This is a genomic window from Pseudomonas sp. B611 (assembly GCF_055407965.1).
In genome coordinates, this window is the sequence record NZ_JBUZST010000011.1 from 77,831 (window position 1) to 104,818 (window position 26,988).

At 61.7% G+C, this 26,988-nt stretch carries 28 protein-coding genes and 2 pseudogenes; 13 read left to right on the top strand and 17 right to left on the bottom strand.

Features of this window, described 5'->3' with window-relative positions; all coding sequences use genetic code 11:
- Positions 1 to 6: 6 nt before the first annotated feature.
- Positions 7 to 1,188 (top strand): acetyl-CoA C-acetyltransferase, encoded by a 1,182-nt coding sequence (locus ACZRMO_RS21135; RefSeq protein WP_124525181.1) that lies wholly within the window; start codon positions 7 to 9, stop codon positions 1,186 to 1,188.
- Between the two features lie 215 nt (positions 1,189 to 1,403).
- Here the strand turns inward: ACZRMO_RS21135 and ACZRMO_RS21140 are convergent, their stop codons facing one another.
- A complete protein-coding gene (locus ACZRMO_RS21140; RefSeq protein WP_463974093.1) occupies positions 1,404 to 1,820 on the bottom strand; it encodes a PaaI family thioesterase in 417 nt (138 codons plus the stop codon).
- A gap of 158 nt (positions 1,821 to 1,978) precedes the next feature.
- Between ACZRMO_RS21140 and ACZRMO_RS21145 the strand changes: the two genes are divergently transcribed.
- Positions 1,979 to 2,830: a DUF4349 domain-containing protein gene (locus ACZRMO_RS21145; protein ID WP_463974094.1), complete on the top strand. Its 852-nt coding sequence runs from the start codon at positions 1,979 to 1,981 to the stop codon at positions 2,828 to 2,830.
- 51 nt (positions 2,831 to 2,881) lie between these two features.
- Here the strand turns inward: ACZRMO_RS21145 and ACZRMO_RS21150 are convergent, their stop codons facing one another.
- Positions 2,882 to 3,967: a DUF1615 domain-containing protein gene (locus tag ACZRMO_RS21150; protein WP_463974095.1), complete on the bottom strand. Its 1,086-nt coding sequence runs from the start codon at positions 3,965 to 3,967 to the stop codon at positions 2,882 to 2,884.
- A gap of 139 nt (positions 3,968 to 4,106) precedes the next feature.
- On the opposite strand from ACZRMO_RS21150, the gene ACZRMO_RS21155 reads away from it, so the two are divergent.
- Positions 4,107 to 4,721: a LysE family translocator gene (locus ACZRMO_RS21155; RefSeq protein ID WP_463974096.1), complete on the top strand. Its 615-nt coding sequence runs from the start codon at positions 4,107 to 4,109 to the stop codon at positions 4,719 to 4,721.
- A gap of 44 nt (positions 4,722 to 4,765) precedes the next feature.
- On the opposite strand, the gene hemB is transcribed toward ACZRMO_RS21155, so the two are convergent.
- The 3 genes from hemB to ACZRMO_RS21170 all read right to left on the bottom strand — a co-directional run bounded on the left by hemB (position 4,766) and on the right by ACZRMO_RS21170 (position 7,400).
- On the bottom strand, positions 4,766 to 5,740 hold the full coding sequence (gene hemB, locus ACZRMO_RS21160) for a porphobilinogen synthase (protein ID WP_124525185.1): 975 nt from the start codon (positions 5,738 to 5,740) through the stop codon (positions 4,766 to 4,768).
- 115 nt (positions 5,741 to 5,855) lie between these two features.
- A complete protein-coding gene (locus ACZRMO_RS21165) occupies positions 5,856 to 6,698 on the bottom strand; it encodes a PhzF family phenazine biosynthesis protein (RefSeq protein WP_463974097.1) in 843 nt (280 codons plus the stop codon).
- Between the two features lie 3 nt (positions 6,699 to 6,701).
- A complete protein-coding gene (locus tag ACZRMO_RS21170; RefSeq protein ID WP_463974098.1) occupies positions 6,702 to 7,400 on the bottom strand; it encodes a glutathione S-transferase N-terminal domain-containing protein in 699 nt (232 codons plus the stop codon).
- A 251-nt stretch (positions 7,401 to 7,651) separates the two neighbouring features.
- Here ACZRMO_RS21170 and ACZRMO_RS21175 point away from each other — a divergent pair, with 251 nt between their 5' ends.
- Positions 7,652 to 8,353: a histidine phosphatase family protein gene (locus tag ACZRMO_RS21175; RefSeq protein WP_463974099.1), complete on the top strand. Its 702-nt coding sequence runs from the start codon at positions 7,652 to 7,654 to the stop codon at positions 8,351 to 8,353.
- Positions 8,354 to 8,508: 155 nt separating this feature from the next.
- Here ACZRMO_RS21175 and ACZRMO_RS21180 read toward each other — a convergent pair whose 3' ends face one another.
- On the bottom strand, positions 8,509 to 9,258 hold the full coding sequence (locus tag ACZRMO_RS21180) for a TerC family protein (protein WP_017736550.1): 750 nt from the start codon (positions 9,256 to 9,258) through the stop codon (positions 8,509 to 8,511).
- A gap of 28 nt (positions 9,259 to 9,286) precedes the next feature.
- A complete protein-coding gene (locus tag ACZRMO_RS21185) occupies positions 9,287 to 9,532 on the bottom strand; it encodes a hypothetical protein (RefSeq protein WP_124525191.1) in 246 nt (81 codons plus the stop codon).
- Between the two features lie 134 nt (positions 9,533 to 9,666).
- On the opposite strand from ACZRMO_RS21185, the gene nhaR reads away from it, so the two are divergent.
- Entirely contained in the window at positions 9,667 to 10,569 is a 903-nt protein-coding gene (gene nhaR / locus ACZRMO_RS21190) for a transcriptional activator NhaR (protein WP_017736548.1), read from the top strand.
- Positions 10,570 to 10,573: 4 nt separating this feature from the next.
- Here the strand turns inward: nhaR and ACZRMO_RS21195 are convergent, their stop codons facing one another.
- A complete protein-coding gene (locus tag ACZRMO_RS21195) occupies positions 10,574 to 11,731 on the bottom strand; it encodes an MFS transporter (protein ID WP_463974100.1) in 1,158 nt (385 codons plus the stop codon).
- Positions 11,732 to 11,972: 241 nt separating this feature from the next.
- Between ACZRMO_RS21195 and sstT the strand changes: the two genes are divergently transcribed.
- Positions 11,973 to 13,193: a serine/threonine transporter SstT gene (gene sstT / locus ACZRMO_RS21200; protein WP_463974101.1), complete on the top strand. Its 1,221-nt coding sequence runs from the start codon at positions 11,973 to 11,975 to the stop codon at positions 13,191 to 13,193.
- A 63-nt stretch (positions 13,194 to 13,256) separates the two neighbouring features.
- On the opposite strand, the gene ACZRMO_RS21205 is transcribed toward sstT, so the two are convergent.
- Positions 13,257 to 13,766: a DUF1993 domain-containing protein gene (locus ACZRMO_RS21205; RefSeq protein WP_124525195.1), complete on the bottom strand. Its 510-nt coding sequence runs from the start codon at positions 13,764 to 13,766 to the stop codon at positions 13,257 to 13,259.
- Between the two features lie 115 nt (positions 13,767 to 13,881).
- Here ACZRMO_RS21205 and ACZRMO_RS21210 point away from each other — a divergent pair, with 115 nt between their 5' ends.
- Entirely contained in the window at positions 13,882 to 14,532 is a 651-nt protein-coding gene (locus ACZRMO_RS21210) for a YceH family protein (protein ID WP_463974102.1), read from the top strand.
- A 153-nt stretch (positions 14,533 to 14,685) separates the two neighbouring features.
- Here the strand turns inward: ACZRMO_RS21210 and ACZRMO_RS21215 are convergent, their stop codons facing one another.
- Positions 14,686 to 15,504 carry a shikimate 5-dehydrogenase gene (locus ACZRMO_RS21215; protein WP_463974103.1) on the bottom strand — a complete coding sequence of 273 codons (819 nt, stop codon included), beginning with the start codon at positions 15,502 to 15,504 and terminating at the stop codon, positions 14,686 to 14,688.
- A gap of 156 nt (positions 15,505 to 15,660) precedes the next feature.
- Here ACZRMO_RS21215 and ACZRMO_RS21220 point away from each other — a divergent pair, with 156 nt between their 5' ends.
- From ACZRMO_RS21220 to ACZRMO_RS21230, 3 genes are all read left to right on the top strand, one after another.
- Positions 15,661 to 16,017, top strand: a complete 357-nt coding sequence (locus tag ACZRMO_RS21220; RefSeq protein ID WP_026136767.1) for a hypothetical protein — start codon at positions 15,661 to 15,663, stop codon at positions 16,015 to 16,017.
- Between the two features lie 229 nt (positions 16,018 to 16,246).
- Positions 16,247 to 16,441 (top strand): hypothetical protein, encoded by a 195-nt coding sequence (locus ACZRMO_RS21225; protein ID WP_463974104.1) that lies wholly within the window; start codon positions 16,247 to 16,249, stop codon positions 16,439 to 16,441.
- 91 nt (positions 16,442 to 16,532) lie between these two features.
- Positions 16,533 to 16,715 carry a hypothetical protein gene (locus ACZRMO_RS21230; RefSeq protein ID WP_305392385.1) on the top strand — a complete coding sequence of 61 codons (183 nt, stop codon included), beginning with the start codon at positions 16,533 to 16,535 and terminating at the stop codon, positions 16,713 to 16,715.
- A 3-nt stretch (positions 16,716 to 16,718) separates the two neighbouring features.
- On the opposite strand, the gene ACZRMO_RS21235 is transcribed toward ACZRMO_RS21230, so the two are convergent.
- Entirely contained in the window at positions 16,719 to 17,786 is a 1,068-nt protein-coding gene (locus tag ACZRMO_RS21235) for an AI-2E family transporter (RefSeq protein WP_448186243.1), read from the bottom strand.
- 163 nt (positions 17,787 to 17,949) lie between these two features.
- Between ACZRMO_RS21235 and trhP the strand changes: the two genes are divergently transcribed.
- On the top strand, positions 17,950 to 19,263 hold the full coding sequence (gene trhP / locus ACZRMO_RS21240) for a prephenate-dependent tRNA uridine(34) hydroxylase TrhP (protein WP_463974105.1): 1,314 nt from the start codon (positions 17,950 to 17,952) through the stop codon (positions 19,261 to 19,263).
- A gap of 118 nt (positions 19,264 to 19,381) precedes the next feature.
- Here trhP and ACZRMO_RS21245 read toward each other — a convergent pair whose 3' ends face one another.
- Positions 19,382 to 20,212, bottom strand: a complete 831-nt coding sequence (locus ACZRMO_RS21245; protein ID WP_463974106.1) for an N-acetylmuramoyl-L-alanine amidase — start codon at positions 20,210 to 20,212, stop codon at positions 19,382 to 19,384.
- A 177-nt stretch (positions 20,213 to 20,389) separates the two neighbouring features.
- Positions 20,390 to 21,709: a Na+/H+ antiporter family protein gene (locus tag ACZRMO_RS21250; RefSeq protein WP_463974155.1), complete on the bottom strand. Its 1,320-nt coding sequence runs from the start codon at positions 21,707 to 21,709 to the stop codon at positions 20,390 to 20,392.
- Positions 21,710 to 22,292: 583 nt separating this feature from the next.
- Between ACZRMO_RS21250 and ACZRMO_RS21255 the strand changes: the two are divergent.
- Both ACZRMO_RS21255 and ACZRMO_RS21260 read left to right on the top strand, forming a co-directional pair.
- Positions 22,293 to 23,363 (top strand): annotated as a pseudogene (locus tag ACZRMO_RS21255) (PDC sensor domain-containing protein); the annotation flags it as partial.
- Between the two features lie 348 nt (positions 23,364 to 23,711).
- Positions 23,712 to 24,221 (top strand): annotated as a pseudogene (locus ACZRMO_RS21260) (methyl-accepting chemotaxis protein); the annotation flags it as partial.
- 159 nt (positions 24,222 to 24,380) lie between these two features.
- Here the strand turns inward: ACZRMO_RS21260 and ACZRMO_RS21265 are convergent.
- Genes ACZRMO_RS21265 through ACZRMO_RS21280 form a run of 4 tightly spaced genes read right to left on the bottom strand, consistent with a single transcriptional unit; the run spans position 24,381 to position 26,981 of the window.
- Positions 24,381 to 25,703, bottom strand: a complete 1,323-nt coding sequence (locus ACZRMO_RS21265) for a sensor histidine kinase (RefSeq protein ID WP_463974107.1) — start codon at positions 25,701 to 25,703, stop codon at positions 24,381 to 24,383.
- Complete coding sequence (locus ACZRMO_RS21270; protein WP_017736534.1) at positions 25,700 to 26,368, bottom strand: response regulator transcription factor; 669 nt, start codon at positions 26,366 to 26,368, stop codon at positions 25,700 to 25,702. Before ACZRMO_RS21270 ends, ACZRMO_RS21265 begins: the two co-directional genes overlap by 4 nt.
- Positions 26,368 to 26,679, bottom strand: a complete 312-nt coding sequence (locus tag ACZRMO_RS21275) for a PepSY domain-containing protein (RefSeq protein WP_463974108.1) — start codon at positions 26,677 to 26,679, stop codon at positions 26,368 to 26,370. Before ACZRMO_RS21275 ends, ACZRMO_RS21270 begins: the two co-directional genes overlap by 1 nt.
- A complete protein-coding gene (locus ACZRMO_RS21280; protein ID WP_463974109.1) occupies positions 26,679 to 26,981 on the bottom strand; it encodes a PepSY domain-containing protein in 303 nt (100 codons plus the stop codon). Before ACZRMO_RS21280 ends, ACZRMO_RS21275 begins: the two co-directional genes overlap by 1 nt.
- Between the last annotated feature and the right edge of the window lie 7 nt (positions 26,982 to 26,988).

Sequence of the window (26,988 nt, forward strand, 5' to 3'; positions counted from 1 at the left end):
GATTCCATGCAAGACGTCGTGATTGTTGCTGCCACCCGCACCGCCGTGGGCAGCTTCCAGGGTTCGCTGGCAAATATTCCGGCACCGGAACTGGGCGCCGCCGTGATCCGTCGCCTGCTGGAGCAGACCGGCCTCGACCCGGCCCTGGTCGATGAGGTGATCCTCGGCCAGGTGCTCACCGCAGGCAGCGGCCAGAACCCGGCGCGCCAGGCTTCGATCCTTGCCGGCCTGCCCCATGCGGTGCCGAGCCTGACCCTCAACAAAGTCTGCGGCTCCGGCCTCAAGGCCCTGCACCTGGGCGCCCAGGCCATTCGCTGCGGCGATGCCGAGGTGATCATCGCCGGTGGCATGGAGAACATGAGCCTGGCCCCGTACGTATTGCCCGCCGCGCGCACCGGCCTGCGCATGGGCCATGCCAAGATGATCGACAGCATGATCACCGACGGCCTGTGGGATGCGTTCAACGACTACCACATGGGCATCACTGCCGAGAACCTGGTGGATAAATACGGCATCAGCCGTGAAGCCCAGGATGCGTTCGCCGCTGCGTCTCAGCAAAAAGCCGCGGCAGCGATCGAAGCCGGACGCTTTGCCGACGAAATCACCCCAATCCTGATCCCCCAGCGCAAAGGCGACCCAGTAGCCTTCGCCGTGGACGAACAGCCCCGTGCCGGCACCACCGCCGAATCGCTGGGCAAACTCAAACCGGCGTTCAAGAAAGACGGCAGCGTCACCGCCGGCAACGCTTCCAGCCTCAATGACGGCGCCGCCGCAGTGCTCCTGATGAGCGCCGACAAGGCCAAGGCCCTCGGCCTGCCGGTGCTGGCGCGCATCGCCAGCTACGCCAACGCCGGCGTCGACCCGGCGATCATGGGCATCGGCCCGGTCTCGGCCACCCGCCGCTGCCTGGACAAGGCCGGCTGGAGCCTGGGTGACCTGGACCTGATCGAAGCCAACGAAGCCTTCGCCGCGCAAGCACTGGCGGTGGGCAAAGAGCTGGAATGGGATGCGGACAAGGTCAACGTCAACGGCGGCGCCATTGCCATCGGCCACCCGATTGGCGCCTCAGGCTGCCGCGTGCTGGTGACCCTGCTGCATGAAATGATCAAGCGTGATGCCAAGAAAGGCCTGGCGACGCTGTGCATCGGTGGCGGTCAGGGTGTGGCCCTGGCTCTCGAACGTAGCTGATTGGCAAGAGCACTATTGAAAAGGCCCGGTTCCACGAAAACCGGGCCTTTTCTTTGCCCGCTCTATCTGAATAAACACAGTCCAACTGTGGGAGCTGGCTTGTGTGGGAGCGGGCTTGCTCGCGAAGACGGAGTGTCAGTTAAAAATCAAGTGACTGACACTCCGCTTTCGCGAGCAAGCCCGCTCCCACACAAGCCCGCTCCCACATTTGATCTCTATCGTTCATCAGAGCGAGGCACCGCAAACACCGCATTCGCCCGCACCACCACCTTCTCCCCCACTTGCACACTCACCGTGGCAAACGCCATCTGCCGCCCACGCTTGTGATGTTCCAACTTCACCACCATCCACTCCCCCACCTGCACCGCGCCCAGGTAGTCCAAGGTCATGCTCGCCGTAATCAACGGCAGCGGTGGGTCACTGGAAAACGCCATCGCATACCCCATGCCGACATCCGCCAACGTCGCCAACACTCCGCCATGCACGGTGCCGCGGCCATTGGCGTGGCGATTGTCGGCGCGCAAGCCGATCTCCAGTGCCAGGCCTTCACCCCGGCAGTATGCCGGGCCCAACAAGTCGAGCAGCGGGCTGCTGCGGGGCAGTGAAACAAAACCTTCGGGGGCAGCGATCATGGCGGGTTCTTCCTTGGCGTCAGACCTGAGGTGTACTCCAGCCCGTCTGCGCCAGCCATCACCATCAGCCACGCAAATCCTGCACGATGCTTTGCGTTAATCCGCCAGACCCGCTTTAATCGCCGTCCAAATTTCCCCGCACCTCCCAAGGAACCGCAATGCGCCATCTGGACGGCAAAGCCACACCGCTTATTTTGATCTTGCTGGCAGGCCTGACCCTCGCCGGTTGCTCGCCCAAGGATCACTCCCGCGCACGGGCGATCAACGGCGAACAAAGCCAGGCCGGCGCGCAATTGGCCTATGAGCACGAACTGACCCTGGCTCTGCCCGGCGCCCTGCTAGCGCCGCGTATGCAGGCCACGCGCGAGGCCTGTGAAACGGCACGCTTTGGCGCCTGCAACATCCTCGGCATCACCGAAGACGGCAACGGTGGCGAGATCATCCTGCGCATCGCGCCCACCGGTGTGGAGCCGATGGTCGCCATGGCCACGGAAGGGGGCACGCTCGGCCAACGCATCACCACCGCCGAAGACCTGGCCGACGCCGTCGCCGATGTACGCCGCCGCCAGGATCGCCTGCAAGCCCAGCAACAGCGCCTGGACGAATTGGCCAAGCGCAAGGACATCACCGTCAGCGACTTGATCGCCTTGAGCAAAGAGCAAGCCGCCATCGAAAACGAGTTGCAGGAACTGGCGCAGGTCTCCGCCAACCAGCAACGCCGTCTCGACACCAACCGCGTGACCCTGAACTTCCGCTCCTCCGACGGCGCCAACCAACCATCGCGTTTCAGCCGCATGTTCAGCAACCTCGGCGACAACCTGGTGAACGGCACCGCCGACGCCCTGGAACGCGCAAGCTATGTGCTGCCGTTTGTGATCCTGGCGTTCCCGGTGGTGTGGTTGTGGGTGTGGCTGTGGCGCCGGTTTATTGTGGCGAGGGAGCTTGCTCCCGCTGGGCTGCGAAGCGGCCCCAAAAAAGTAGAACGCGGTGGATCAGACACTAATCAGTGACGGCCTTGGGGCTGCTGCGCAGCCCAGCGGGAGCAAGCTCCCTCGCCACAGTCAGCGCTTCATGCAGCGCTGATAGCGCTCATCCACGCGCTTGGCAAACCACGCGGTGGTCAGGTTGCGGGTGATCTTCGGGCTCTTGAGTACGATGCCCGGCAGAATTGCCCGTGGCATCGGCTTGCCGGCCGCTGTGTCAGCCAGCGCAAACACGCGTTTGTAGAGGGTGGTGTCTTCAAAGTCCAACTGCTCGCCCTGCTCCAACTGGCTGCGGATGCTGGGGTTGCGCATGTCCAGCTTCGCGCCCAGTGAGCGCACGGCCAGCTCGGTGGTACCGGGCAGCAACGAGCCGTAGCGAATCAAATCCCCATCCAGCGCCAGCTCGGTGCCAGAGACACGGCTGACCGCCGCCTGGAATGCCGCGTTGCGACTGGCGTACCAACCCGCGTTGAAGTCGGCAAAACGATACAGCGGCTGATCGTAGTTCACCGGGTAACCGAGCAAGTGGGCGATGCCAAAGTACATGCCGCCACGGCGGGTGAAGACTTCGCGTCGGATCGTGCCATCCACCGTGTAGGGATAACCCCGTGCCTGTTTCTGCGCAAACTCGATGCTGACTTGCATGGGGCCAGCGGTGTGTACGGGGTTGAAACCACCGAACAAGGTGTTGCCCAGGGGCACCATGCTGATGAAATCGTCGAAGATGCCGCTCAAGTCCTTCTCGGTGCGCGCGGCCTCCAGGCGCTCGGCGTAGGTCTTGCCGGTGGGCGAACGCAGTTGCAAGGTGCTGCGTACCACTACCGCTGGCACATACACCTTGGCGGCGCGGCGCAGCATTTCGTCCCTGGCGATCTTGCCCATATTCGGCACGGAAGGATCTACCTGGTAGGTGGACTCCTGCTCAGTCACCGCCAGTACCGCGCAGATGTTCTCGGTGCTTGGGTAGATCTTCTGGGTGTCAAAGGCCGTGTAGATGTCCTGAGCCCAGCCCTTGCGATCCGCCACGGTCGTCGGCAGCAGGCGCACGATCTGCGCCTTCACCTCGGCTTCGTCGCGCTCAGGCTGCTGCGGGCCGCGCGCGGTGGAGCAACCGGCCAATACCAGCAATGGGGTGAGGCACAGGATCAAGCGGCGTAGGGACATGGGGCTTCCTTGAATAACGACAGACCGGGTATATCGACCGGTAAGTGTAACCAGGGTTCGCTGACCGGGTGCGCTCGCCAACCCGCGTCTATCGTGACAGGATCTGACATCGACCATTCCTACACGGAGTTTGAATGCCATGCTCAGCCTGAATTTTCTTGTCACTTGCCTGATTGTCGTACTGATTCCCGGCACCGGCGTGATTTTTACCGTGTCCACCGGCCTCACCGCCGGCAAGCGCGCCAGCCTGTTCGCCGCGCTGGGCTGCACGGCCGGGATCATCCCGCACCTGCTGGCCTCGATTCTCGGCCTGTCCGCCCTGCTGCACACCAGCGCGTTGGCGTTCGACATGCTCAAGTACGCCGGTGTCGCCTACCTACTGTATGTGGCCTATGCCACCTGGCGTGATCGCTCGGCCTTTGCCGTCAGTGACTCGCCCGTGGTTGCCAGTGCCAGCAGCCTGATGCTGCGCGGCCTGCTGATGAATATTCTCAACCCCAAGCTGACGATTTTCTTCCTGGCCTTCCTGCCGCAGTTCGTCGCGCCAGGCAGCACGGCGCCTACCGTGCAGATGCTGGTATTGAGCGGCGTGTTCATGGCGATGACGTTTGCGGTGTTCGTGATGTATGGCCTGCTGGCCAATGTGTTTCGGCGTGCGGTGATCGAGTCACCACGGGTGCAGAACTGGCTGCGACGCAGTTTTGCGGCGGCCTTTGCGGGGCTGGGGTTGAATCTGGCGTTTGCGCAGCGCTGATCTTGGTGGGAGCCAGCTCCCACACAAAACCAGCACCTACATCTTTAGATCCCGGCCAGGGCCAGGTCCATCGCAAAGTAGGTGAAGATCAAATCCGCACCGGCGCGCTTGATCGAGCCGAGGGTTTCGCGCACGACGCGGTCCTCATCGATCGCCCCCGCCTGGGCGCCGAACTTGATCATCGCGTACTCACCGCTCACCTGGTACGCCGCCACCGGCAAGCGCGAGGCTTCGCGGATGTCGCGGATGATGTCGAGGTAGGCCCCGGCCGGCTTGACCATCAGCGCATCCGCGCCTTCCTGTTCGTCCAGCAGCGATTCACGCACGGCTTCGCGGCGGTTCATCGGGTTCATCTGGTAGCTTTTGCGGTCGCCCTTGAGCGCACTGCCGCCGGCTTCGCGGAACGGACCGTACAGCGCCGAGGCGAATTTGGTGGAGTAGGCCATGATCGGGATGTGGGTGAAACCGGCATCATCCAGGGCGCGGCGGATCGCCTGGACCTGGCCGTCCATCGCCGCCGACGGTGCGATCACATCGGCGCCGGCGCGGGCGGCGGCCACGGCTTGCTTGCCGAGGTTGACCAGGGTCGCGTCATTGTCGACGTGGGCGCCGTGCATCACGCCGCAGTGGCCGTGGTCGGTGTATTCGCAGAAGCAGGTGTCGGACATCACGATCATGTCCGGCACGGCGTCCTTGATGATCGAGGACATGCGCGAGACCAGGCCACGTTCCTTCCAGGTGTCGCTGCCGCTGGCGTCCAAGTGGTGGGACACGCCAAAGGTCATCACCGACTTGATGCCAGCGCGGGCGTAACGCTCGATCTCGGCGGCCAGTTTCTTCTCCGGGATTCGCTGCACGCCCGGCATGCTGGTAATCGGCACGAAGTCGTCGATTTCTTCTTCGACGAAAATCGGCAGTACCAGATCATTGAGGGTGAACTCGGTTTCCTGGAACAAGCCACGCAACTCCGGGGAGCGGCGCAGGCGACGTGGGCGGGCTTGGGGGAACTGGCTGGTCATGGCGGTCCTGAAATAGGGTGAAGGCTTTGGGGCGAAAGCTTATGCCCACCGGCATAGGCAACACAAACGCCGAGGGCCCAACAGTGTATTGCGAGGCCCGCAACAATTCATTGATCTAGAGCCGTAGACGCCCTTCAATGCACACCGCGACCGCACCGCCCACCCAGATGTCATCGCCCTGGCGCTCAATACGAATGCGCCCCGCACGCCCCAAGGCCGTGCCCTGGCTGACCACATAGCGCTCAGGCGCCAAGCCTTCGCCCAGCAGCCATTGGGCGATACCGGCATTCAAGCTGCCGGTGGCGGGGTCTTCCGGGGCGCCATCTCCGGCGATAAATCCGCGTACTTCAAACTGCGTATCCACCGCGTCGCGCGCGGGGTCGCAGGGGGCAATCACGCCTACGGCCAAGCCGAGCAACTGCGCATAGTCCGGCTGTAAATTCAGAACCTGATCGCGATCGGCCAACATCAGCGCCAGCCATCCAGCGCCATTGTCCACCCATTGGCTGCGCACAACGTCTTCGGCGCGCAAGCCCAACCCTTGGCACACACGCTCCAGCACCGGCGCCTCCACTGAACCGGCGCGCAGTAAAGGCGGCGCAATAAACGCCAGTTCATCGCCCTGGCGGCGCACGCGTACCAGGCCGATCTCGCACTCCTGGATGATGTCCTCGCCCTTGGGCACACCGCCTGCTTGCAGCCACGCATGGCATGAGCCCAACGTCGGGTGCCCGGCGAACGGCAGTTCCTGCACGGTGGTGAAAATTCGCACCCGGTAGTCAGCACGGGGATCACGGGGCGTCAGCAAAAACGTGGTTTCACTGAGATTGGTCCAGTTGGCGAAATCGGCCATCTGCTGGTCCGTCAGGCTGTCAGCGCCCAACACCACCGCCAGGGGGTTGCCCTTGAGGGGCACGTGACTGAATACATCCAGTTGTTTGAAATCGAAAGTCGGCATGCTTCAGCTCGGAATATTCAGACCACGAATCACCGCCGGCCGGGCGACAAAGCCATCCAGCGCACGCAGCACATTAGGGAAGTCGGCGATGCCCACCAGGTCGCCGGATTCGTAGAAGCCAATCAGGTTGCGAATCCACGGAAAGGTGGCGATGTCGGCAATGCTGTAGTCGTCGCCCATGATCCAGGTGCGGCCCAGCAGGCGTTTTTCCAGCACGCCCAGCAAGCGCCGGGATTCAGCGGCGTAGCGGTCGCGCGGGCGCTTGTCCTCGTAGTCCTTGCCGGCAAACTTGTTGAAGAAACCCAACTGGCCAAACATCGGGCCGATACCGCCCATCTGGAACATCAGCCATTGCAGGGTTTCGTAGCGCGTGGCCGGGTCTTCGGACAGCAACTGGCTGGTTTTCTCGGCGAGGTAGATCAGGATCGCGCCAGACTCGAACAGCGCCAGCGGCACACCGCCAGGGCCATCGGGGTCGATGATCGCGGGGATCTTGTTGTTGGGGTTCAGGGACAGGAACTCGGGGGACATCTGGTCCTGGGTCTCGAAACTGACCTTGTGCGCCTCGTAGGGCAGGCCCAGCTCTTCGAGCATGATCGAGACTTTTACCCCGTTGGGCGTGGGTAGCGAGTACAGTTGCAAGCGTTCGGGATGCTGCGCGGGCCATTTGCTATTAATCGGGAAAGCGGCGAGTGGGTTCATCGGGAAATCCCCTGAGCAGAAAGGCCACATGATAGTCATCTACCCGGTGTCCTGCATGGGTCATCAATGCGCAACATCCGCGGCTTATTATCCCGCATGGGCGAACCAATACGCCCTTGGACACTCTTAAGTGCGCTTTAACGGTGAATGGAGGCACCTTGCTATAACGACAGGAAAACCGCAGGACGCCCTAGGCGTCACTGGGGCCGGGCGTGTCGGCCCTCACCCGATGCACTGAAGACTCTAGACCAATGACAATCAAGCCTCTGTGCCTTGCGCAACGCCTGAAACGCTATTCATACATTATGTTGCCGCTGTTGCTGGTGGGCGGTGCCATCGGCCTGACCCTGGAGTCGCGCACCAGCCGTGCCGAACAGGCCGACGGCGTGCAAACCCTGGTGTTCCTGCGCCACGGTGAGAAACCGGCCGGCGGCCTGGGCCAACTCAATTGCCAGGGCCTGAACCGGGCGATGAACCTCGCCACCCTGTTGCCGGAAAAGTTCGGCAAGGCCGACTTCGTGTTTGCTGCCAACCCGACACGCAATGTCGAGGAAGGTGAGCTGGACAATTCCTACAGCTACATTCGCCCACTGATGACCATCAGCCCCAGCGCCATCAAATTGGGCCTGCCGGTGAACATCAACTTCTCGGCGAATGACACCAGCGACCTGGCCGATGAACTGGTGGAAGACAAATACCACAACGCCACCATCTACACCGCCTGGTCCCACGGCTACCTGCCGGAGTTGATCAACAAGGTGGCAAGCGAAGCCTCGGGCGAGAAACACACCATCACCGACGACTGGTCCGGCAGCGACTACGACACCCTGTATGTGCTGACGCTGACCTGGCACAACGGCAAGGCCTCGCTGCTGAGCCGCAACTACAAGCAAGGTTTGAACAACGGCGAAGAGTCCTGCCCGGAGCCGACGCAGGTCAGCGCCGAATCCTGAGATCGCAGTTGATCGTTCCCACGCTCTGCGTGGGAACGCATCCTGTGACGCTCTGCGTCACCCTTAGTTAGCGGGGTGGCATTCCCACGCAGAGCGTGGGAACGATAAGGCCGGCTGCGCTCTTGGGAGCGCAGCCGGCCTTTGTGTTTCTGCGGTTACTGCCGGGCGGCGAGCAAACGCTTGTGACGGTTGCGGCGGGCGATGTTCAAGCACTCGATCGCTGCCGAGAACGCCATGGCCGCGTACACGTAGCCTTTCGGTACATGGGCGCCAAAGCCTTCGGCGATCAGCGTCATGCCGATCATGATCAGGAAGCCCAGGGCCAGCATCACCACGGTCGGGTTATCGTTGATGAACTTGGCCAGCGGTTCGGCCGCCACCAGCATCACGATCACCGAGGTCACCACGGCGATGATCATGATCGGCAAATGCTCGGTCATGCCCACGGCGGTAATGATGCTGTCGATGGAGAACACCAGGTCCAGCAACAGGATCTGGCCGATGGCCGCCGCAAAGCCGATGGCCACAGTGTTGCCGACGCTGGCCTTCTCCTCGGGCTCCGGGTCCATGCTGTGATGGATCTCGGTGGTGGCCTTCCACACCAGGAACAGGCCGCCGGCGATCAGGATCATGTCCTTCCACGAGAACGCCTGGCCGAACACTTCGAACACCGGCGCCGTCAATTGCACGATGAACGCGATGGTGCTCAACAGGCCCAGGCGCAATACCAGCGCCATGCTGATGCCGATGCGCCGCGCCTTGGCCCGGTGTTGCTCGGGCAATTTGTTGGTGAGGATCGAGATAAAGATCAGGTTATCGATGCCCAGCACGATCTCCATGACGATCAAGGTCGCCAGGGCAACCCAGGCGGTGGGGCTGGCGGCCAGTTGTAAAAGGTAATCCATAGGTCAGTCCTGACGTTGTGCTGGGAAATTAGGTTTCTTTGGTGTCGGAAGCTTCTTCAGCTTCATCTTCTTGCTTCTCAGGCTTGATCAGCCCTTGCGTCGCTTCACTCAACGCCTGCTCGGCGGCCTTGTGGGTGTCGTCGATCGCTTGCTTGGCCGACTCGGTCGCTTTGCCCAACACCTGCTGCGCGCTTTTTTCGACCTGATCACAACCGCTGACCACTACCAATGAAAGCGCAAGCAACGCTGCCGTGCCCAGGGAATTGAGTTTCATGATGTATTCCTCGTTAGAACCATTGGGTCCAAGTAGTGGCCCCGCGATAGCGAGGCATTCTATGCAGGTGAACAGTTCAGGAAAATTCGTATTTTTCTCGCGTATACTTCGGTTTTTACGAAGTGACGGCGCGTATGCTCAATTACCGACAACTGCATTACTTCTGGGTCGTGGCCAAGACCGGCAGCATCGTGCGCGCCTGTGAGCAACTGAACCTCACGCCGCAGACCATCAGCGGGCAGATCAGCTTGCTGGAGCAGACCTTTGGTATCGCGCTGTTTCAGCGGGTCGGCCGCCAGCTTGAACTGACCGAGGCCGGGCGCCAGGCCCTGCCCTACGCCGAGCAGATGTTCCAGACCGGCAATGAATTGGAAGCGATGCTGCGCGCCCAGCCCAATGAACAGCAGATCGTGTTCCGCGTCGGGGTGGCGGATGTGGTGCCCAAATCCATCGTCTACCGGTTGATCGCGCCGACCATGGAGCTGAGCGAACCGATCCGCATCACCTGCCGTGAAGACAAACTCGAACGTCTGCTGGCCGACCTGGCGATCCAGCGCCTGGACCTGGTGATCTCCGACAGCCCCATGCCGACGCACCTGGACATCAAGGGCTACAGCCAGAAGCTGGGCGAATGTGGGATCAGTTTTTTCGCCACCCAAGCGCTGGCTGACCGCTATGGCGGCGATTTCCCACAGTGTTTGCAGGGTGCACCGTTATTGATTCCGGGGGCGGAGACGGTGGTACGCAGCCGCTTGCAGCGTTGGTTTGCCGAACAGCAGATCCAACCCAAGATCATTGGCGAGTTCGACGACAGTGCGTTGATGCAGGCATTCGGCCAATCCGGCAGCGGGATTTTCATCGCACCCAGCGTGATTGCCGATGAGGTGGTGCGCCAGTACGGCGTGGCGCTGATCGGCCAGACCACGGCGGTAACCGAGTCGTTCTACGCGATCTCGGTGGAGCGCAAGGTCAAGCACCCCGGCATCGTGGCGATTACCGAAGGGGCAAGGCGGGAGTTGTTCACCGCCCTGCCCTGACACTTCAGGCGCTGGCTGCGACCGGTTGCTTGGCGGTCATCAACCACAGTGCCAGCAGAATCGACACCAGGATAAACCCGGACGCCGCAAAGCCCAGGCTGCCCAGGCCAAGGGTGTCGATCACATGCCCACCGACCAGCGCGCCCAGGCCAATCCCCAGGTTGGCCCCGGCGATATTCAGCGACGCGGCAAACGCCGGCGCATGGGGCGCGGCTTTCATCAAGCGCACATGGCTGACCAGGAACATCGCCGCCTGGGTCACGCCCCACACCGCCATCGCGGCGGCCAGGCCAATGGTGGAGTGAATCGCCGGCACCAGCGCGACCATCCCCGCAATCATGAAACCGCAGAACACCATGGACGCGATCAACGGATGGCGATCCACCGCGCGCCCGCCCAATGAATTGCCGATCAGGCCGACTGCACCGAAGCCCATCAGGCACCAGCCCACCAGCGTGCCGTCAAAGCCGGCCAGACGCTCGAGGATGTCCGCCAGGTAGGTGTAGGCGGTGAACATGCCGCTGAACACCAGGATCGACAACAGGATATGGCCCTGCATCAGCGGGTTGCGCAGGATCTTGAACTGCGAGCGCAGCGACACCTGGTCGTTCTTCGGCTGGGTCACCGGCAGGTAGATAAACAGCAGCAACGCCTTGGCCAGCGCCACGACCGCGAGGATGGCAAACGCGCTGCGCCAGCCGAACATATCGGAAATCAGCGTGCCCACCGGGATGCCGAACACCGTGGCGCAGACAATGCCGAAGCCGATCTTCTCGATGGCGCGACCGGCGAATTCCGGGCCGACGATATCCACCGCCGTTTCACTGGCCAGGGCCCAGAACACTGGCAAGCCCAGCGCCGGAATCAACCGCGCCAGGGCCATCACCCAGATATTCGGCGCCAGCGCAGCCACGGTATTGGCCACCCCGAACAGGATCAGGATGCTGATGAACAGGCGCTTGCGTGGGAAGCGCGCGCAGTAGGCCGTGAGAAACGGCCCGAATGCCGCGACGGTAAAGGCGAACAAGGTCACCAGCAGCCCGGCCTGGGACACGCTGACATTCAGGTCCCGGGCGATGGACGGCAGCAGGCCGACGATGACGAATTCTGTGGTCAGCACGGTAAAACCGGCGGCCGACAGCAGCAGGATGGGGAACAGCATGAAAACTCCAGAAACGACGACAGCAACGACAGCCCAAAGGGCCCGCTGATAGAGAGGAAAGGTGAGAGGCGAGAATATTAACAGAGTATGTCTGGCTTTGCCGAAGCCCTACGGGCGCGGGTGACGGAATGCCGCAGCGCCAGGGAGCTTTCCTACAGCATGCTAGACTCTGCGCCTGTTTCCTACAGCCCTTTCTGCCTGCAATGCTGCGCCCTATTAAAAAAATCAGAGACAACTGTTTATGACTGCTGCCCCTTCCCTGCTCCAGCGCCTCACACGCGTCAGCCTGGTTACACAAATTGTCATCGGCTTGATCGCTGGCATTCTGCTCGCGCTGTTGGCGCCCCAAGCGGCCCAAGCCAGCGGGTTTGTCGGCAAAGTGTTTGTTGCCGCGCTCAAGGCCGTGGCGCCGATCCTGGTGTTTGTACTGGTGATGGCGTCGATCGCCAACCATAAACACGGCCAGGAAACCCACATCAAGCCGATTCTGTTCCTGTACTTGCTCGGCACCTTTGCCGCTGCCGTGGTGGCGGTGATTGCCAGCATGTGGTTCCCGTCCTCGCTGGTGCTGATCACCCATGACGCCGCGGTCAGCGCCCCCGGCGGTATCGGCGAAGTGTTGCAAGGCCTGCTGTTGAGCGTGGTGGACAACCCGGTCAGCGCGCTGATGAACGCCAACTTTATCGGCATCCTGGCCTGGGCCATCGGCATGGGCATCGCCATTCGCCATGCCGGCGAAACCACGCGCACCGTGCTGGACGACCTGTCCAACGGCGTGACGCTGATTGTCCGAGTAGTGATCCGCTTCGCGCCCCTGGGTATTTTCGGTCTGGTCGCCTCGACCCTGGCCACCTCCGGTTTCGGCGCCCTGCTCGGTTATGCGCACCTGTTGGTGGTGCTGATCGGTTGCATGCTGTTCGTGGCGCTGGTGATCAACCCGGCCATCGTGTTCTGGAAACTGCGCCGCAACCCGTACCCGCTGGTGCTGATGTGCCTGCGCGAAAGCGGCATCACCGCCTTCTTCACCCGCAGTTCGGCAGCGAACATCCCGGTCAACCTGGCGTTGAGCAAGCGCCTGGGCCTGCATGAAGACACCTACTCGGTGTCGATCCCACTCGGTGCCACCATCAACATGGCCGGCGCCGCCATCACCATCACCGTGCTGACGCTGGCCGCCGTACATACCCTGGGCATCGCCGTCGACCTGCCCACCGCCGTGCTGCTCAGCGTGGTCGCCGCGATCTGCGCCTGCGGTGCTTCGGGCGTAGCCGGTGGCTCGCTGCTGCTGATCCCGCTGGCGTGCAGCCTGTTCGGCATCCCCAGCGAGATCGCGATGCAGGTGGTTGCGGTCGGTTTCATCATCGGCGTGTTGCAGGACTCGGCGGAAACTGCACTGAATTCGTCCACCGATGTGCTGTTTACCGCTGCGGCCTGCCTGGGCAAGGAAGAGCAACCGGCCTGACCTGCGCGCACAAAAAAGCCGGGGCGGTTCTTGAGTGAACCGCCCCGGCTTTTTTTTGGCTGCTTAGAACGCGCCCATATAGTCGCGCTTGCCCACTTCCACACCGTTGTGACGCAGCAGCGCGTACGCGGTGGTGACGTGGAAGAAGAACTGCGGCAGGCCGTAGGTCAGCAGATAGGACTGGCCGCTGAAGCGCTTCTCTTTCGGCGTGCCTGGACGGGTGATGATCTCGATGCCTTCCTTGCCGTCGATTTGCTCAGGCTTGATGGTGTCGACAAAGGCCAGCACCTTGGCGATCAGAGCTTGCAGGTCAGCGAAGGTCACTTCGCCATCTTCGTATTTCGGCACTTCGATCTCGGCCAGGCGCGCGGAAACGCCCTTGGCGAAGTCCACGGCGATCTGCACTTGGCGTACCAGTTGGAACATGTCCGGGAACAGGCGCGCTTGCAGCAACGCGTTCGGTTCGATGTTCTTGGCGGTGGCGTGGGCTTCGGCCTTGGTCAACACACCGCTCAAGGCGGTGAGCATTTGCTTGAAGACTGGGATGGAAGCGGCGTACAGGGAAATGGTCATGGCAGTCTCATGGTTATGGCACGGTTTGAACAGGCAGCGATTATAGACCGCCCGGTCGCTTGTCTTTTATTTTTTCCGGCTTACGCTAGGCACTTCACTGCATAGGGAAAGCGCGATGACCGCCGAGCACGACACCGACACCCCTGAGCCGCGCCTGAACAGCACGGAAATCCGCATCCTGGGCTGCCTGATCGAGAAACAGGCGACCAACCCGGAAACCTACCCCCTGACCCTCAACGCCCTGGTGCTGGCCTGCAACCAGAAGACCAGCCGCGAGCCGGTGATGAACCTCAGCCAGGGCCAGGTCGGCCAAAGCCTGCGTGTGCTGGAGGGCCAAGGCTTTACCCGCCTGGTGATGGGCAGCCGCGCCGACCGCTGGGAGCATCGCGTGGACAAGGCGCTGGAACTGGTGCCGGCCCAGGTGATCCTGATTGGTCTGCTGTTCCTGCGCGGCCCGCAAACCGTGAATGAGCTGCTGACCCGCAGCGGGCGCATGCATGATTTTGAAGACGCCGAGCAGGTGGTGCATCAGCTGGAACGCCTGATAGCCCGTGGGTTGGCGCTGCTGGTGCCGCGCCAGGCGGGGCAGCGGGAAGATCGCTATACCCATGCGCTGGGGGACCCGGCGGATATCGAGGTGATTATGGCGGCTCGGGGTAATCCGGTTGAGCGTGGGACCGGCGGGGTTTCAGCCGAGCGCATCGAAGAACTGGAAGCAAGGATTGCTGCACTGGAAGAACGCCTGACTCAGCTGGAGCAGGCATAACACCACCCTAAATGTGGGAGCGGGCTTTTTGTGGGAGCGGGCTTGCTCGCGAAGGCGGTGGTTCAGCCACCTTCTCCAGCGACTGACACACTGCATTCGCGAGCAAGCCCGCTCCCACACAAACCCACTCCAACATGAGAGCTTCGGTGGTCTTTAGCTTCGGGCGAAGGCCACTGCCGCCTGGAACTGTTCATCGGTCGGCCGCACCCCGGTGTACAACACAAACTGCTCCAGCGCCTGGATCGCAATCACTTCCAACCCGGTAATCACCTGCTTGCCCTGGGCCCGACCGCGCACGATCAACGGTGTTTCGGCGGGGATCGCTACCACATCGAACACAGTGTCCGCCGCATCGACAGCCGCCGCGTCAAACGCCAACGCATCCGCCTCTGCCCCACCGGTCATGCCGATCGGCGTCACGTTGATCAGCATCTGCGGGCGTGCATCGCCCAGGTCTGCTTGCCATTCATACCCCAGGTTCTGCGCCAACGCGCGGCCCGCCACCTCGTTGCGCGCCACGATCAGACCATTGGCGTAGCCGCCGTCACGCAAGGCGCTAGCCACGGCCTTGGCCATGCCGCCGCTGCCGCGCAGGGCAAAGGTCGAGTCTTTTGGCACGGCGTGCTTGACCAGCAGTTGTTCGATGGCGATGTAATCGGTGTTGTAGGCCTTGAGATGGCCGTTGGTGTTGACGATGGTGTTCAGCGAGTCGATGGCTTGAACCGAATCGTCCAGTTCATCCACTAAGGCAATGGCGGCCTCTTTGAACGGCATGGAAACCCCGCAACCACGGATGCCCAAGGCACGGATACCACCGATCGCGCCAGGCAAATCCTGGCTGCTGAAGGCTTTATAGTAGAAGTTCAGCCCCAGCTGTTCGTACAGGTGGTTGTGAAAACGCAGGCCAAAATTCCCCGGGCGCGCCGACAGAGACATGCACAGTTGGGTGTCTTTGTTGGGGTGCATCTGCATGGGTAACTCCTTGAAGTAAGCAAATCGGTACAGACCTTACACAACCTTTACCAATCGGCCGTGCTGTTTTCCAGAAATACGTTGTCTTAAAAGTATCCCCGCGACAATCCTTGAGTCTATTGATTGCAGACCACAAGCGCAGGGGCTAACCGAGGAATGACCATGATTCGTACAATCCCCAAAATCGCCCTGCTGGTTGGCGCACTCGCGATGGCAGGCCAAGCCTCCGCCCACGGTGGTGGTTGGGGTGGCCCGGCCGTACTGGGTGCTTTAGTCGGCGCCGCCGTCGTGGGCTCCGTGGTTGCCAGCCAGCCGCGTGAGGTCTATGTGCAGCAACAGCCGGTGTATGTGCAACCGCAGCCGGTGTATGCCGCCCCGCCGCCGGTCTACTACGCACCGCCACCGCCGGTGTACGTGCAACAACAGGTTTACTACCGCCCCGCGCCGGTCTATTACGGCCCACCGCGTGGCTACTACGGCCCTCCCCACGGCTATTACGGTCGCGGCTGGTAAGCGCCAATCGTCTGAAACAGGCCCCGCCCATCCTGCGGGGCCTTTTTTTTGCATGAAAAGTCTGGATTTATCGCACCAAGGTCGCTGTGAGAACAATGGCCGAGGCGTAATCCCACATCATCGACACCATTGTCTACTTGCTCGACCGGGCTTCGCGCTGTCATGTTTGTGTCACGCCACGCTCTCACTATCGAGCCTGTCCACCCAATAACAACAAGGACGACTGACCATGCCCACGCAACACCCACACCGCACCGCTGGCCTGTGTACCTCCAGCAAGGTCTATAGCGCCCTCACCGAACTCAAGCACCTGGAAGGCCACCGCAGCGCCAAATTCCTCGCATTGCTCGCCGAAAACCTGGTGCGCAAGGGCTTGCTCAATGAGCCGGAAGTGATGGCGATGCTCGACCAAGTGGTGGACTGACGCGTCACGTCAATGTCCACTATCGAGACAGGTGATTTTTCCTATATCACGCTGCCGCGTAAGGTGACTTCCATAGCAATTGGAGGTTCTTATGCCCACTGTTCAAATCATGTCTGTCATCGGCAGCGCCGTCCCCGCCCCCCTGCGCGAGCTGGGCTTGCTGGCCTGCTGGTACGTGGTGCGCGATGGCGAGGCCATCAGCGGCCCGCTCACCTCGCTGTCCGCCGCCGAAAAACAACTGCAACGTGCCTCGAACTTCAAACTGCACGCCTGAACCTCACGGCAATGGCAACTTGACCCGCGGCTTGCTCTCCACAAACAGCGCCCAGCTGGACATGAACAACGCTGCCACCAGCGGCCCGATCACAAAACCGTTCAGGCCAAATACCGACAGCCCGCCCAGGGTCGAGATCAGGATCAAGTAATCCGGCATCTTGGTGTCCTTGCCCACCAGGATCGGGCGCAGCACGTTGTCCACCAGCCCGATCACAAACACGCCAAACAAGGCCAGCACCACGCCCTGCCAGATCGAACCGCTCAACAGGAAATAAGCAGCCACCGGCCCCCATACAATGCCGGCGCCCACTGCCGGCAACAGCGACAGAAACGCCATCAGCACCGCCCAGAGCAACGCACTGGGAATGTCCAGGAACCAGAAGATCAACCCGCCCAACGCGCCTTGCGTCACGGCCACCAGCACGTTGCCCTTGACCGTGGCACGCACCACCCGGTTGAACTTGAGTTGCAAGCGACGCTTCTGCGGCTCGGCCAACGGCACCGCCGTGCGCACTTTACGCACCAATTCGGGGCCGTCGCGCAGCAGGAAGAACAGCAGATACAGCATGATGAAAAAGCTCACCAGGAAGTCAAACGTGCCCTGGCCAAAGCTGAACGCCTGGGACGCAAAGAACTGGCTGCCTTGCATCGCGCCCTTGACGATCTTCTCGCGCAGCCCCTCCAGGTTGCCCATGCCAAAGCGATCCAGCAGGTGCTGGAAGTACGGCGGCAGGAAATTCTTGAACTGCTCGATGTAACCGGCCACGTCCAGCTTGCCGCTTTCGACGTTTTTATAGAGCGTCGCCCCCTCTTGCACCAACAAGGCGCTGGTGATGATCACCGGCAGGATCGCGATCACCAGGCACACCGCCAAGGTGGCCAGGGAGGTCAGGTTGCGGTTCCAGGCAAAGCGCTGCTGCAAGCGGCGCTGCATCGGCGCAAAGATGATGCCGAGGATCACTGCCCAGAACACTGCGCCGTAGAACGGCAACAAGATCCAGATAAAGGCGACGGTCACCAAGACCAGCAGTAACAGCAGGGTTTTGAATTGCAGGTTGGTTTGATTCATGTCCGGTCCATGTCAGAAAAGCAGAAGGCCTGCGTAGGCCCCTGCTGCTTAGTCCACACCCGGCGCTACGAGTGCCCTCTTTGTTGCAAGGCTAGACCCAGATCAATAAACCCCGCGCCGGCTTGCTCTACCCTGCCGCACTTTTTTGACTCAAGTACCGACCATGTCCCCTGTTATCGCCCCCGAACTGCTCGCCCCCGCCGGCACCCTGAAAAACATGCGCTACGCCTTCGCCTACGGTGCCGATGCGGTCTACGCCGGCCAGCCGCGCTACAGCCTGCGGGTGCGCAACAACGAATTCGACCACGCCAACCTGGCCCTCGGCATCGACGAGGCCCATGCGCAGGGCAAACGTTTCTACGTCGTGGTCAACATCGCGCCGCACAACGCCAAGCTGAAAACCTTCCTCAAGGACCTGGCGCCGGTGATCGCCATGGGCCCGGATGCGCTGATCATGTCCGACCCCGGCTTGATCATGCTGGTGCGTCGGCACTTTCCACAGATGCCGATCCACCTGTCGGTGCAAGCCAATACGGTGAACTGGGCCAGTGTGGAGTTCTGGCAACAGCAAGGGATCTGCCGGGTGATCCTGTCGCGGGAATTGTCCCTGGAAGAGATCGGCGAAATCCGCGCGCAAGTGCCGGCCATGGAACTGGAAATCTTCGTCCACGGCGCTTTGTGCATGGCCTACTCCGGGCGCTGCCTGCTCTCCGGCTACATGAACAAGCGCGACGCCAACCAAGGCACCTGCACCAACGCCTGCCGCTGGAAATACCAGGCCACGCCGGCGGTGGAGAACGCCACGGGCGAGATCGTCCAGGAATTCCAGCCGACCCTGGGCATTGGCACGCCGACCGACCAGGTATTCCTACTACAGGAAGCCAACCGCCCCGAAGAACAGATGCCCGCCTTCGAAGACGAGCACGGCACCTACATCATGAACGCCAAGGACCTGCGCGCCGTACAGCACGTGGAGCGCCTGACCCATATGGGCGTGCACTCGCTGAAAATCGAAGGCCGGACCAAATCCCACTTCTACTGCGCACGCACCACCCAGGTGTATCGCCGGGCCATCGATGACGCGGTGGCCGGCCGCGCCTTTGACCGCAGCCTGATGACCGATCTCGAATCCCTGGCCCAGCGCGGCTACACCGAAGGTTTCCTGCGCCGGCATGTGCACGACGAATACCAGAACTACCAGAACGGCAGCTCGGTCTCTGAACGCCAGCAGTTTGTCGGAGAATTGACCGGCGTGCGTCGGGGGGAGCTGGCCGAGGTGAAGGTGAAGAACCGCTTTGCCGTGGGCAATCACCTGGAGTTGATGACGCCTGCGGGCAATTTCCACTTTGACCTGGGGATGATCCGCAACGCCAAGAACGAGGCTATCGACGTGGCGCCGGGGGATGGACACACGGTGTATGTGCCGATCCCGATCGAAATGGCGCTGGGTTTTGGCCTATTGATGCGCGACGTTTAAATCTGGAACTGTTCGAGGCGTTGCCCCAGGCGTTGGCCCGGTTTCGCCAGATTGCCCGAGGTCTTGGCGCCCAGCGGGGTCTCATCCGGCACGATAGCCAGGTACTGGGCTTGGGCATTCAGGGCCGATACTTTTCCACCAGAGCCAATGCAATGGCTTCAGTCTGGGCGTCGGGAGTACCCGAGATACCATCAGGTCGGAAATGCATTTGAAAGGCCCGGATGACTTGGCGGGTTTCGTCGTCCAATACGTCGGTCTGCGGGATCTTGTAACCATAAGCGGCGAGGGCCTTTTGCAAAGGACCTACCGCAACCACTTGAAACGGCGGACGTTCGCCAAGGTATGTTTGTACCGTCACCGCGTCAGGCCATGCACCTATGCCCTGTTCGGCAAACGCCTGCCAGGGAAACAACGGTCCGGGATCAGACTTGCGCGCGGGGGCGATGTCACTGTGCCCGACTACATTCTGCGGCTCGATGGCATAACGCTTGATTACATCCGCTGCGAGCTGCTTGACCAGCTCCAACTGCGCAGGGGTGTAGGGAAACCATAGTTTTCCGGTCGGGCCTTCGATAAAACCTGCATTGACGATTTCGATGCCAATGGATGTGTCATTGAGATTGGTGCGGCTTCCCCATTGACTGACACCGGCATGCCAAGCCCGCTTTTCTTCCGGCACCAACTGCAGCGTCACCGGCAATTTGTCGTACAGGGTCGGAGTAGTGAGCGCTAGATAGTGAGCACTCGCAGTACCCGTGGTGAGAGCTGCAAGGGATTGGCTGTCATCAAAAACCGTGTAATGCAGAACCAAATAACGAATCCGTTCGTTCTGACTTTGAGAGCTGTGCGTAGTGTCGATCACGTAACCGTTTTTCGAGATGAGATTTTGCGGACCTGTGGCGCAGCCGACCATCATCAAAAGCGGTAGGCAAAGGGCAAGTTTCTTCATCGGAGCACCTACCATAAAGTGGGGAAGCTCCAGACTTTAACGATCAGCAGGCGCTCAACCAACGCGTTGCAGCTCATGAACGTCAAGTAGAGAAGGGCCCTTCACAAACTGCAGATTTTTCCGAAAAACATCGCCAGCAAGAGCCGGCTAGCCACAGGTCTGGATATTAAAAGCGGGTCAAAGGGTCATCGCCGCCAGCCAGCCGAATATCAGCAACGGGATGTTGTAGTGCAGGAAGGTCGGCACCACGGTGTCCCAGATATGGTGGTGCTGGCCGTCGATATTCAGGCCGGAGGTCGGGCCGAGGGTGGAGTCCGAGGCCGGCGAACCGGCATCGCCCAAGGCGCCCGCCGTGCCGACGATGCACACGATGGCCATCGGGCTGAAACCCAGCTGCACACACAGCGGCACGAAAATCGCCGCCAGGATCGGCACCGTGGAAAACGACGAGCCGATGCCCATGGTCACCAGCAAGCCCACCAGCAACATCAGCAACGCGCCGACGCCACGGCTATGGCCGATAAACGCCGCCGAGGTTTCCACCAGCGAACGCACGTCGCCGGTGGCCTTGAGCACTTCGGCAAAGCCCGACGAGGCGATCATGATGAAGCCGATCATCGCCATCATCTTCATGCCTTCGGTGAACAGGTCGTCGGTGTCGCTCCAACGCACGATGCCCGACACCGAAAAGATCAGGAAGCCTGCCAGGGCGCCGATGATCATCGAGTCCAGCCACAATTGAATGATGAACGCCGAGGCAATCGCCAGGCCGGCCACCAGCAAGGTCAGCGGGTTGTATTGCACCGCCACTTGCTCGACGCGCTCGATTTTCTCCAGGTCGTACACGCGCTTTTTGCGGTAGCTGACAAACACCGCCACCAACAGCCCGACCACCATGCCCAGCGCCGGCAGGCCCATGGCGTGGGTGACGTTGACCTGACTGATGTCGACGCCGCTCTTGGCCACGTTGGCCAGCAGGATCTGGTTGAGGAAGATATTGCCGAAGCCCACCGGCAGGAACATATACGGGGTGATCAGGCCAAAGGTCATCACGCAGGCGATCAGGCGGCGGTCCAGTTGCAGCTTGGTCAGCACGTACAACAGGGGCGGCACCAGCAACGGAATAAACGCGATATGAATCGGCAGGATGTTCTGCGAGGCAATCGCCACCACCCACAACAGGCCGATCAACAGCCATTTGACATGGCTACCCCCGCTGGCTTCCTGGCGATCCACCAGCATCAACGCCTTGTCGGCCAGGGCGTGGGCCAGGCCGGACTTGGCAATCGCCACGGCGAAAGCGCCGAGCAAGGCGTAGGACAAGGCCACGGTGGCGCCGCCGCCCAAACCGCCGTTGAAGGCTGTGAGCGTGGCATCAATGCCCAAGCCACCGGTGAGACCACCCACCAGGGCGCCGACGATAATGGCGATGACCACATGCACGCGGGACAAACTGAGCACCAGCATGGTGCCGACCGCGGCAATGACTGCGTTAATCATGGATACCTCAAGCAGAAACATAAAAAACAGGCATGCCCGCGCCACGGCAGGCCAAAGGCGGCTGTCAGCGTGCAGGCTTGGAGGAGGTCTTATTAGAGGGCGCGCACTTTGCCGCAGGCGGCTTCGCATGTCAAAACTGCGGTGTCAGCAAACTGTGGCCAGAGGGCTTTCGTGGCGAGGGAGCTTGCTCCCGCTGGAGTGCGCAGCGCTCCCAAAAATCTTGGGGCCGCTTCGCAGCCCAGCGGGAGCAAGCTCCCTCGCCACAAAAAACGAGATTCAATTGAACGTTTAAACAATAAAGAATCATAAACAGCGGCCGATAACCTGATTCACTGTGTTTTCAGGTTAAGGATGCTCCTCGATGTCCCTCAGACAGCTGTCCATTCAATGGAAAATCACCCTGCTCGCCGGCCTTTGCCTGCTGGGAATCGTGACCCTGCTGGTGGGTCTGTCGCTGTATCGCATGGAGCAGAGTTCCGCGCAGGTCAAGGCGTCCAGCATGCAGATGCTCGACGAAGCCGCCCAGGCGCGCATCGAGGCCCAGGGTGAAGGCCAGGCGCTGGGTATTCGTCGCCAGTTCATGGACGCCTACCAGTACGGCCACGGCTTTTCGCGCCAGGTGCTGTTCTTGCGGGAACAGGCGGAAAAGCGCTTCCTTGACGCCTTCGACACCCGTGAAGACCTGACCCGCCAGGTCAAGGCCGCCTTGCAGGCCAACCCGGACCTGCTCGGTTTGTCCCTGGTCTTTGAAGCCAACGCGCTGGACGGCAAGGATGAACTCTTCGCCAACCAGGCCGAGCTGGGCAGCAACGACAAGGGCCGCTTCGCCCTTTACTGGTCGCAGCCGACCCCAGGCAAACTGGAGTCGATGGCGCTGCCGGAAAGCGACATGGCCGACACCAGCGTCGGCCCCAGCGGTGAAAAAGCCAACGCCTGGTTCACCTGCCCGCGCACCACGCTCAAGCCCTGCGTGATAGAACCCTACTTCTATGTGATCAACGGGCAAAACGTGCTGATGACCAGCATCGTGTTCCCGCTGATGGTCAACGGCAAAGTCATCGCTTCGCTGTCGGTGGATATCAACCTCAACAGCCTGCAGGCCGTGAGCCAGCAGGCCAGCCGCAAGCTGTACGACGGCCAGACCCAAGTCAGCATCATCAGCCCCACTGGCGTGCTCGCCGGCTACAGCCCGGATGCGAGCAAGCTCAGCCAGCGCCTGGACCAGGTCGACAGCACCAGCGGCGCGCAACTGATCGGCTTCCTGGCCAGCGGTTCGCAGATCCGTAGCCTGCGCACCGAGCATCAACTCAAGGTGCTGGCGCCCTTCGCGCCGATCCCCGATGGCAAATTGTGGGGCGTGTTGCTGGATGTGCCGGAAAAAGTCCTGGTCGCGCCCGCCGAGGCGCTGAAAACCCAGCTGGATGCCGACAATGCCAAGGGCACCCTGCTGGAACTGGGCCTGGGCTTGTTAGCCGCCGTCGTCGGCCTGATCCTGGTGTGGCTGATGGCGCGCAGCGTGACCCGGCCGATCCTCGGCGTGGCGCACATGCTCGAAGACATCGCCAGCGGCGAAGGCGACCTGACCCGCCGCCTGGCCTACGACAAACAGGACGAACTGGGCCAGCTGGCTGGCTGGTTCAACCGTTTCCTCGACAAACTGCAACCGATCATCGCCGAGGTGAAGCGCTCGGTGCAGGACGCCCGTGGCACCGCCGACCAATCCGCCGCGATTGCCACTGAAACCAGTGCCGGCATGGAGCAGCAGTATCGCCAGGTCGATCAGGTGGCCACCGCCTCCCACGAAATGAGCGCCACCGCCCAAGACGTCGCCCGCAGCGCGGCCCAAGCAGCGCAAGCCGCCCGCGATGCCGACCAGGCCACCCGCGAAGGCCTGACCGTGATCGACCGCACCACCACCAACATTGGCCACCTGGCAGCCGATATGAGCACCGCCATGGCCCAGGTCGAAGGCTTGGCCGCCAACAGCGAGAAAATCGGCTCGGTGCTCGAAGTGATTCGCGGCATTGCCGAGCAGACCAACCTGCTGGCCCTCAACGCCGCCATCGAAGCCGCCCGCGCCGGTGAAGCCGGTCGTGGTTTCGCGGTCGTCGCCGACGAAGTGCGCAACCTGGCACGCCGCACCCAGGAATCGGTGGAAGAAACTCGCCTGGTGATCGAACACCTGCAAAGCGGCACCGAGGAAGTGGTGGGTTCCATGGGCAACAGCTATCGCCAGGCCCAGGGCAGCGTCGAACAAGTCGGCCAGGCCGTCACCGCCCTGCGCCAGATCGGCGAGGCGGTCACGGTGATCAGCGACATGAACCTGCAAATCGCCAGCGCCGCCGAAGAGCAAAGCGCCGTGGCCGAAGAGATCAACAGTAATGTGGCGACCATTCGCGATGTGACCGAGTCACTGTCGGAGCAAGCCAATGAATCGGCGCGGGTGAGCCAGGCGTTGAACAGCCTGGCGAATCAGCAACAGGGCTTGATGGACCAGTTCCGGGTCTGAAGACTGGAAAAAAAACACTGCGAGAGCAGGCTTTTGTGGCGAGGGAGCTTGCTCCCGCTGGGGCGCGAAGCGGCCCCAAAAAAGCTTGGGCCTGCTGCGCAGTCCAGCGGGAGCAAGCTCCCTCGCCACAGCAAGCTCACACACAATTTGATCGGCGTTCTATCCGTTCTGGCGCTTGGGCAGCTCGATCAGCACTTTGAGCCCGCCCAACTCGCTTTCCTGCAACTGCAATACCCCGCCCCACACCTCGACGATGTCCCGCACGATCCCCAACCCAAGGCCATGGCCATCGATCTGTTCGTCCAGGCGCGTGCCACGGCTGAAGACCTGGTCGCGCTGGGTTTCGGGGATGCCGGGGCCGTCGTCTTCCACCACCAGCCAGAAACTGTGCTGTGTTTCGCTGACCGTCAGGCGCACGTCGGCGTCCGCCCATTTGCAGGCGTTGTCCAACAGGTTCCCCAGCAATTCCAGCAGGTCGGAACGGTCCCACGGCAATTTCAGGCCGGGCGCTGCGTGGCAGCTCAGGTCCAGGTGTTCGCCGTGGATCATGTTCAACGTGGCCAACAGGCCAGGTAACTCCGTCTCACAGTCGAACAAGGCGCCGGGCAAGGTGTCACCGGCCAGGCGGGCGCGGTTGAGTTCGCGGTTGAGGCGCTGCTGCACGTGTTCCAGCTGGTCGCGCAGCAGTTTGGCCAACTCGGGATGGTCCTTGAGTTGTTCGCTGGAGGCCGCGCTCAACAGCACCGCCAATGGGGTTTTCAGCGCATGGCCAAGGTTGCCCAGGGCATTGCGCGAGCGTTTGAGGCTGTCTTCAGTGTGCGCCAGCAAGTGGTTGATCTGCGCCACCAGCGGCTCCAGCTCCAGCGGCACCTGGGTGTCGAGTTGCGAGCGCTGGCCCTGTTGCAGTTGCGCGATCTGGTTACGTGCGGTTTCCAACGGACGCAAGGCCCGGCGCACCGTCACCCGTTGCAACACCAGCACCAGCAGCAGTGCCGCCAGGCCCAGCACCAGACCGATCTGACGCATCAGGCGAAAGCTTTCGCGCACCGGCGTGTAGTCCTGCGCCACGCTGATGGAAATCGCCTGGCCGAAACGCTTGTAGTCCTCACGCAGCACCAGCAATTGCTGGCCGTCCGGGCCCAGCTGCAGATTGCCCTTGAGCCCCGCTTCAGGAAGATGGGGCAGATCCTGGTCCCACAGCGAGCGGGAACGCCAGTGTTTATCGGCAAAATCGATACGGAAATAGTGCCCGGAAAACGGTCGCTGATACGCCGGCGACAGGCGATTCTCATGCAGTTGCAAACCCTCGGGGCCGCGCACCAGCGCCACCAGCAGGCTCTCGCTGTCGTTGCGCAGGCCCGCTTCCAGGTAACGCTGCAGGCCGGTTTCGAACAACCACAAACTGGTTTGCGCCAGCGCGATGCCGACGATCACCATCACACTGATCAGGCCCAGGCTCAGGCGCCGTTGAATCGACCTCATGCGGGGCTGGCGCCAAACCGGTAACCCTGGCCACGGCGAGTTTCAATCACACTGCGGCCCAACTTGCGGCGCAAGTGGTTGACGTGGACTTCCAGCACGTTGGAGTCGCGCTCGGTTTCACCGTCATACAGGTGTTCAGCCAGGTGGCTTTTCGACAGGATCTGCTCGGGGTGCAACATGAAATAGCGCAGCAGGCGAAATTCGGCGGCGGTCAGCTGGATTTCCGCGCCATCGCGCAGCACACACTGGCGCCCTTCATCCAAATGCAGGCCAGCCGCTTGCAGGGTGGGCTGGTTGGCCTGGCCGTGGGAGCGGCGCAACAGCGCCTGGATGCGCAAGTACAGTTCTTCCGGGTGAAAGGGTTTGCTCAGGTAATCGTCAGCGCCCGCCTTGAGCCCTTCGATGCGCTCGGCCCAGGAATCACGGGCGGTAAGGACCAATACCGGGATGGCCAGCGCGGCGGCGCGCCACTGCGCCAGCACATCAAGCCCCGGCAGGCCCGGCAGGCCGAGGTCGAGGATGATCAGGTCGTAGGGCTCGCTACGGCCCTGGTACACGGCGTCGCGCCCGTCGGCCAGCCAATCGACGGCGTAGCCTTGGCGTTGCAGGCCGGCCAGCAGTTCATCGGCCAACGGTACGTTGTCTTCCACCAGCAGCAGGCGCATCAGTCTTCCTCGTCTTTGATCAACACACCCGTGGAGGCGTCCAGCTTGATTTCACGCACGACACCCTCGTTGGTGACCAGCTCCACCTCATAGGCGTACTTGCCATGCTTCTTTTCAAGTTCGGCTTCCAACAAGCGGGAACCGGGGTGGCGCGCCATGGCTTGTTGCAACAGCTCTTCCAGCGGCAGGATCACGCCCTGTTGCCGCAGCGCCAATGCCTCATCCTGATCGAGGTCACGGGCCGCCAGGCTTGAGCAAAAAGCCAGGAGCACCAATGCTATTCGACTGCCGGCACGTAAATTTACCTTCATTAGGTTTCCTGATGATTCTTGAGAACCTGCCCGGTGAGCGCGTCCAATTCAATTTCCCACTCGATGCCGTTGGCATCTTCCAGTTCGACTTGGTAGAGGTACTTGCCGTACTCCTCGTCGAGGTCGGTGTCCAGCAGCGTCGAGCCAGGATGCAAGGCCAGGGCCGTGGCTTCCAGCTGATCAAAGGCGACAATAGTAACAGTGCCGGGTAACTTCAGCGGCTTGTCGGGGTCCACTGCCCAGGCCTGCAGCGCCGAGGAGGCAATGATACCGGCGGCGACCAGCGCTGTGAGGCGCTTCATAATAAGT

Coding starts and splice junctions, on each gene's coding strand:
- ACZRMO_RS21235 (WP_448186243.1), bottom strand. CDS start 17,786: ATGAATCAAACCAACCTGCAATTCAAAACCCTGCTGTTACTGCTGGTC.
- nhaR (WP_017736548.1), top strand. CDS start 9,667: ATGCTCAATTACCGACAACTGCATTACTTCTGGGTCGTGGCCAAGACC.
- ACZRMO_RS21245 (WP_463974106.1), bottom strand. CDS start 20,212: ATGAAGAAACTTGCCCTTTGCCTACCGCTTTTGATGATGGTCGGCTGC.
- ACZRMO_RS21225 (WP_463974104.1), top strand. CDS start 16,247: ATGCCCACGCAACACCCACACCGCACCGCTGGCCTGTGTACCTCCAGC.
- ACZRMO_RS21220 (WP_026136767.1), top strand. CDS start 15,661: ATGACCATGATTCGTACAATCCCCAAAATCGCCCTGCTGGTTGGCGCA.
- ACZRMO_RS21215 (WP_463974103.1), bottom strand. CDS start 15,504: ATGCAGATGCACCCCAACAAAGACACCCAACTGTGCATGTCTCTGTCG.
- ACZRMO_RS21170 (WP_463974098.1), bottom strand. CDS start 7,400: ATGAACCCACTCGCCGCTTTCCCGATTAATAGCAAATGGCCCGCGCAG.
- hemB (WP_124525185.1), bottom strand. CDS start 5,740: ATGACCAGCCAGTTCCCCCAAGCCCGCCCACGTCGCCTGCGCCGCTCC.
- trhP (WP_463974105.1), top strand. CDS start 17,950: ATGTCCCCTGTTATCGCCCCCGAACTGCTCGCCCCCGCCGGCACCCTG.
- ACZRMO_RS21135 (WP_124525181.1), top strand. CDS start 7: ATGCAAGACGTCGTGATTGTTGCTGCCACCCGCACCGCCGTGGGCAGC.
- ACZRMO_RS21140 (WP_463974093.1), bottom strand. CDS start 1,820: ATGATCGCTGCCCCCGAAGGTTTTGTTTCACTGCCCCGCAGCAGCCCG.
- ACZRMO_RS21175 (WP_463974099.1), top strand. CDS start 7,652: ATGACAATCAAGCCTCTGTGCCTTGCGCAACGCCTGAAACGCTATTCA.
- sstT (WP_463974101.1), top strand. CDS start 11,973: ATGACTGCTGCCCCTTCCCTGCTCCAGCGCCTCACACGCGTCAGCCTG.
- ACZRMO_RS21205 (WP_124525195.1), bottom strand. CDS start 13,766: ATGACCATTTCCCTGTACGCCGCTTCCATCCCAGTCTTCAAGCAAATG.
- ACZRMO_RS21155 (WP_463974096.1), top strand. CDS start 4,107: ATGCTCAGCCTGAATTTTCTTGTCACTTGCCTGATTGTCGTACTGATT.
- ACZRMO_RS21210 (WP_463974102.1), top strand. CDS start 13,882: ATGACCGCCGAGCACGACACCGACACCCCTGAGCCGCGCCTGAACAGC.
- ACZRMO_RS21195 (WP_463974100.1), bottom strand. CDS start 11,731: ATGCTGTTCCCCATCCTGCTGCTGTCGGCCGCCGGTTTTACCGTGCTG.
- ACZRMO_RS21270 (WP_017736534.1), bottom strand. CDS start 26,368: ATGCGCCTGCTGCTGGTGGAAGACAACGTACCGTTGGCCGATGAACTG.
- ACZRMO_RS21150 (WP_463974095.1), bottom strand. CDS start 3,967: ATGTCCCTACGCCGCTTGATCCTGTGCCTCACCCCATTGCTGGTATTG.
- ACZRMO_RS21185 (WP_124525191.1), bottom strand. CDS start 9,532: ATGAAACTCAATTCCCTGGGCACGGCAGCGTTGCTTGCGCTTTCATTG.
- ACZRMO_RS21275 (WP_463974108.1), bottom strand. CDS start 26,679: ATGAAGGTAAATTTACGTGCCGGCAGTCGAATAGCATTGGTGCTCCTG.
- ACZRMO_RS21280 (WP_463974109.1), bottom strand. CDS start 26,981: ATGAAGCGCCTCACAGCGCTGGTCGCCGCCGGTATCATTGCCTCCTCG.
- ACZRMO_RS21145 (WP_463974094.1), top strand. CDS start 1,979: ATGCGCCATCTGGACGGCAAAGCCACACCGCTTATTTTGATCTTGCTG.
- ACZRMO_RS21165 (WP_463974097.1), bottom strand. CDS start 6,698: ATGCCGACTTTCGATTTCAAACAACTGGATGTATTCAGTCACGTGCCC.
- ACZRMO_RS21265 (WP_463974107.1), bottom strand. CDS start 25,703: ATGAGGTCGATTCAACGGCGCCTGAGCCTGGGCCTGATCAGTGTGATG.
- ACZRMO_RS21180 (WP_017736550.1), bottom strand. CDS start 9,258: ATGGATTACCTTTTACAACTGGCCGCCAGCCCCACCGCCTGGGTTGCC.
- ACZRMO_RS21230 (WP_305392385.1), top strand. CDS start 16,533: ATGCCCACTGTTCAAATCATGTCTGTCATCGGCAGCGCCGTCCCCGCC.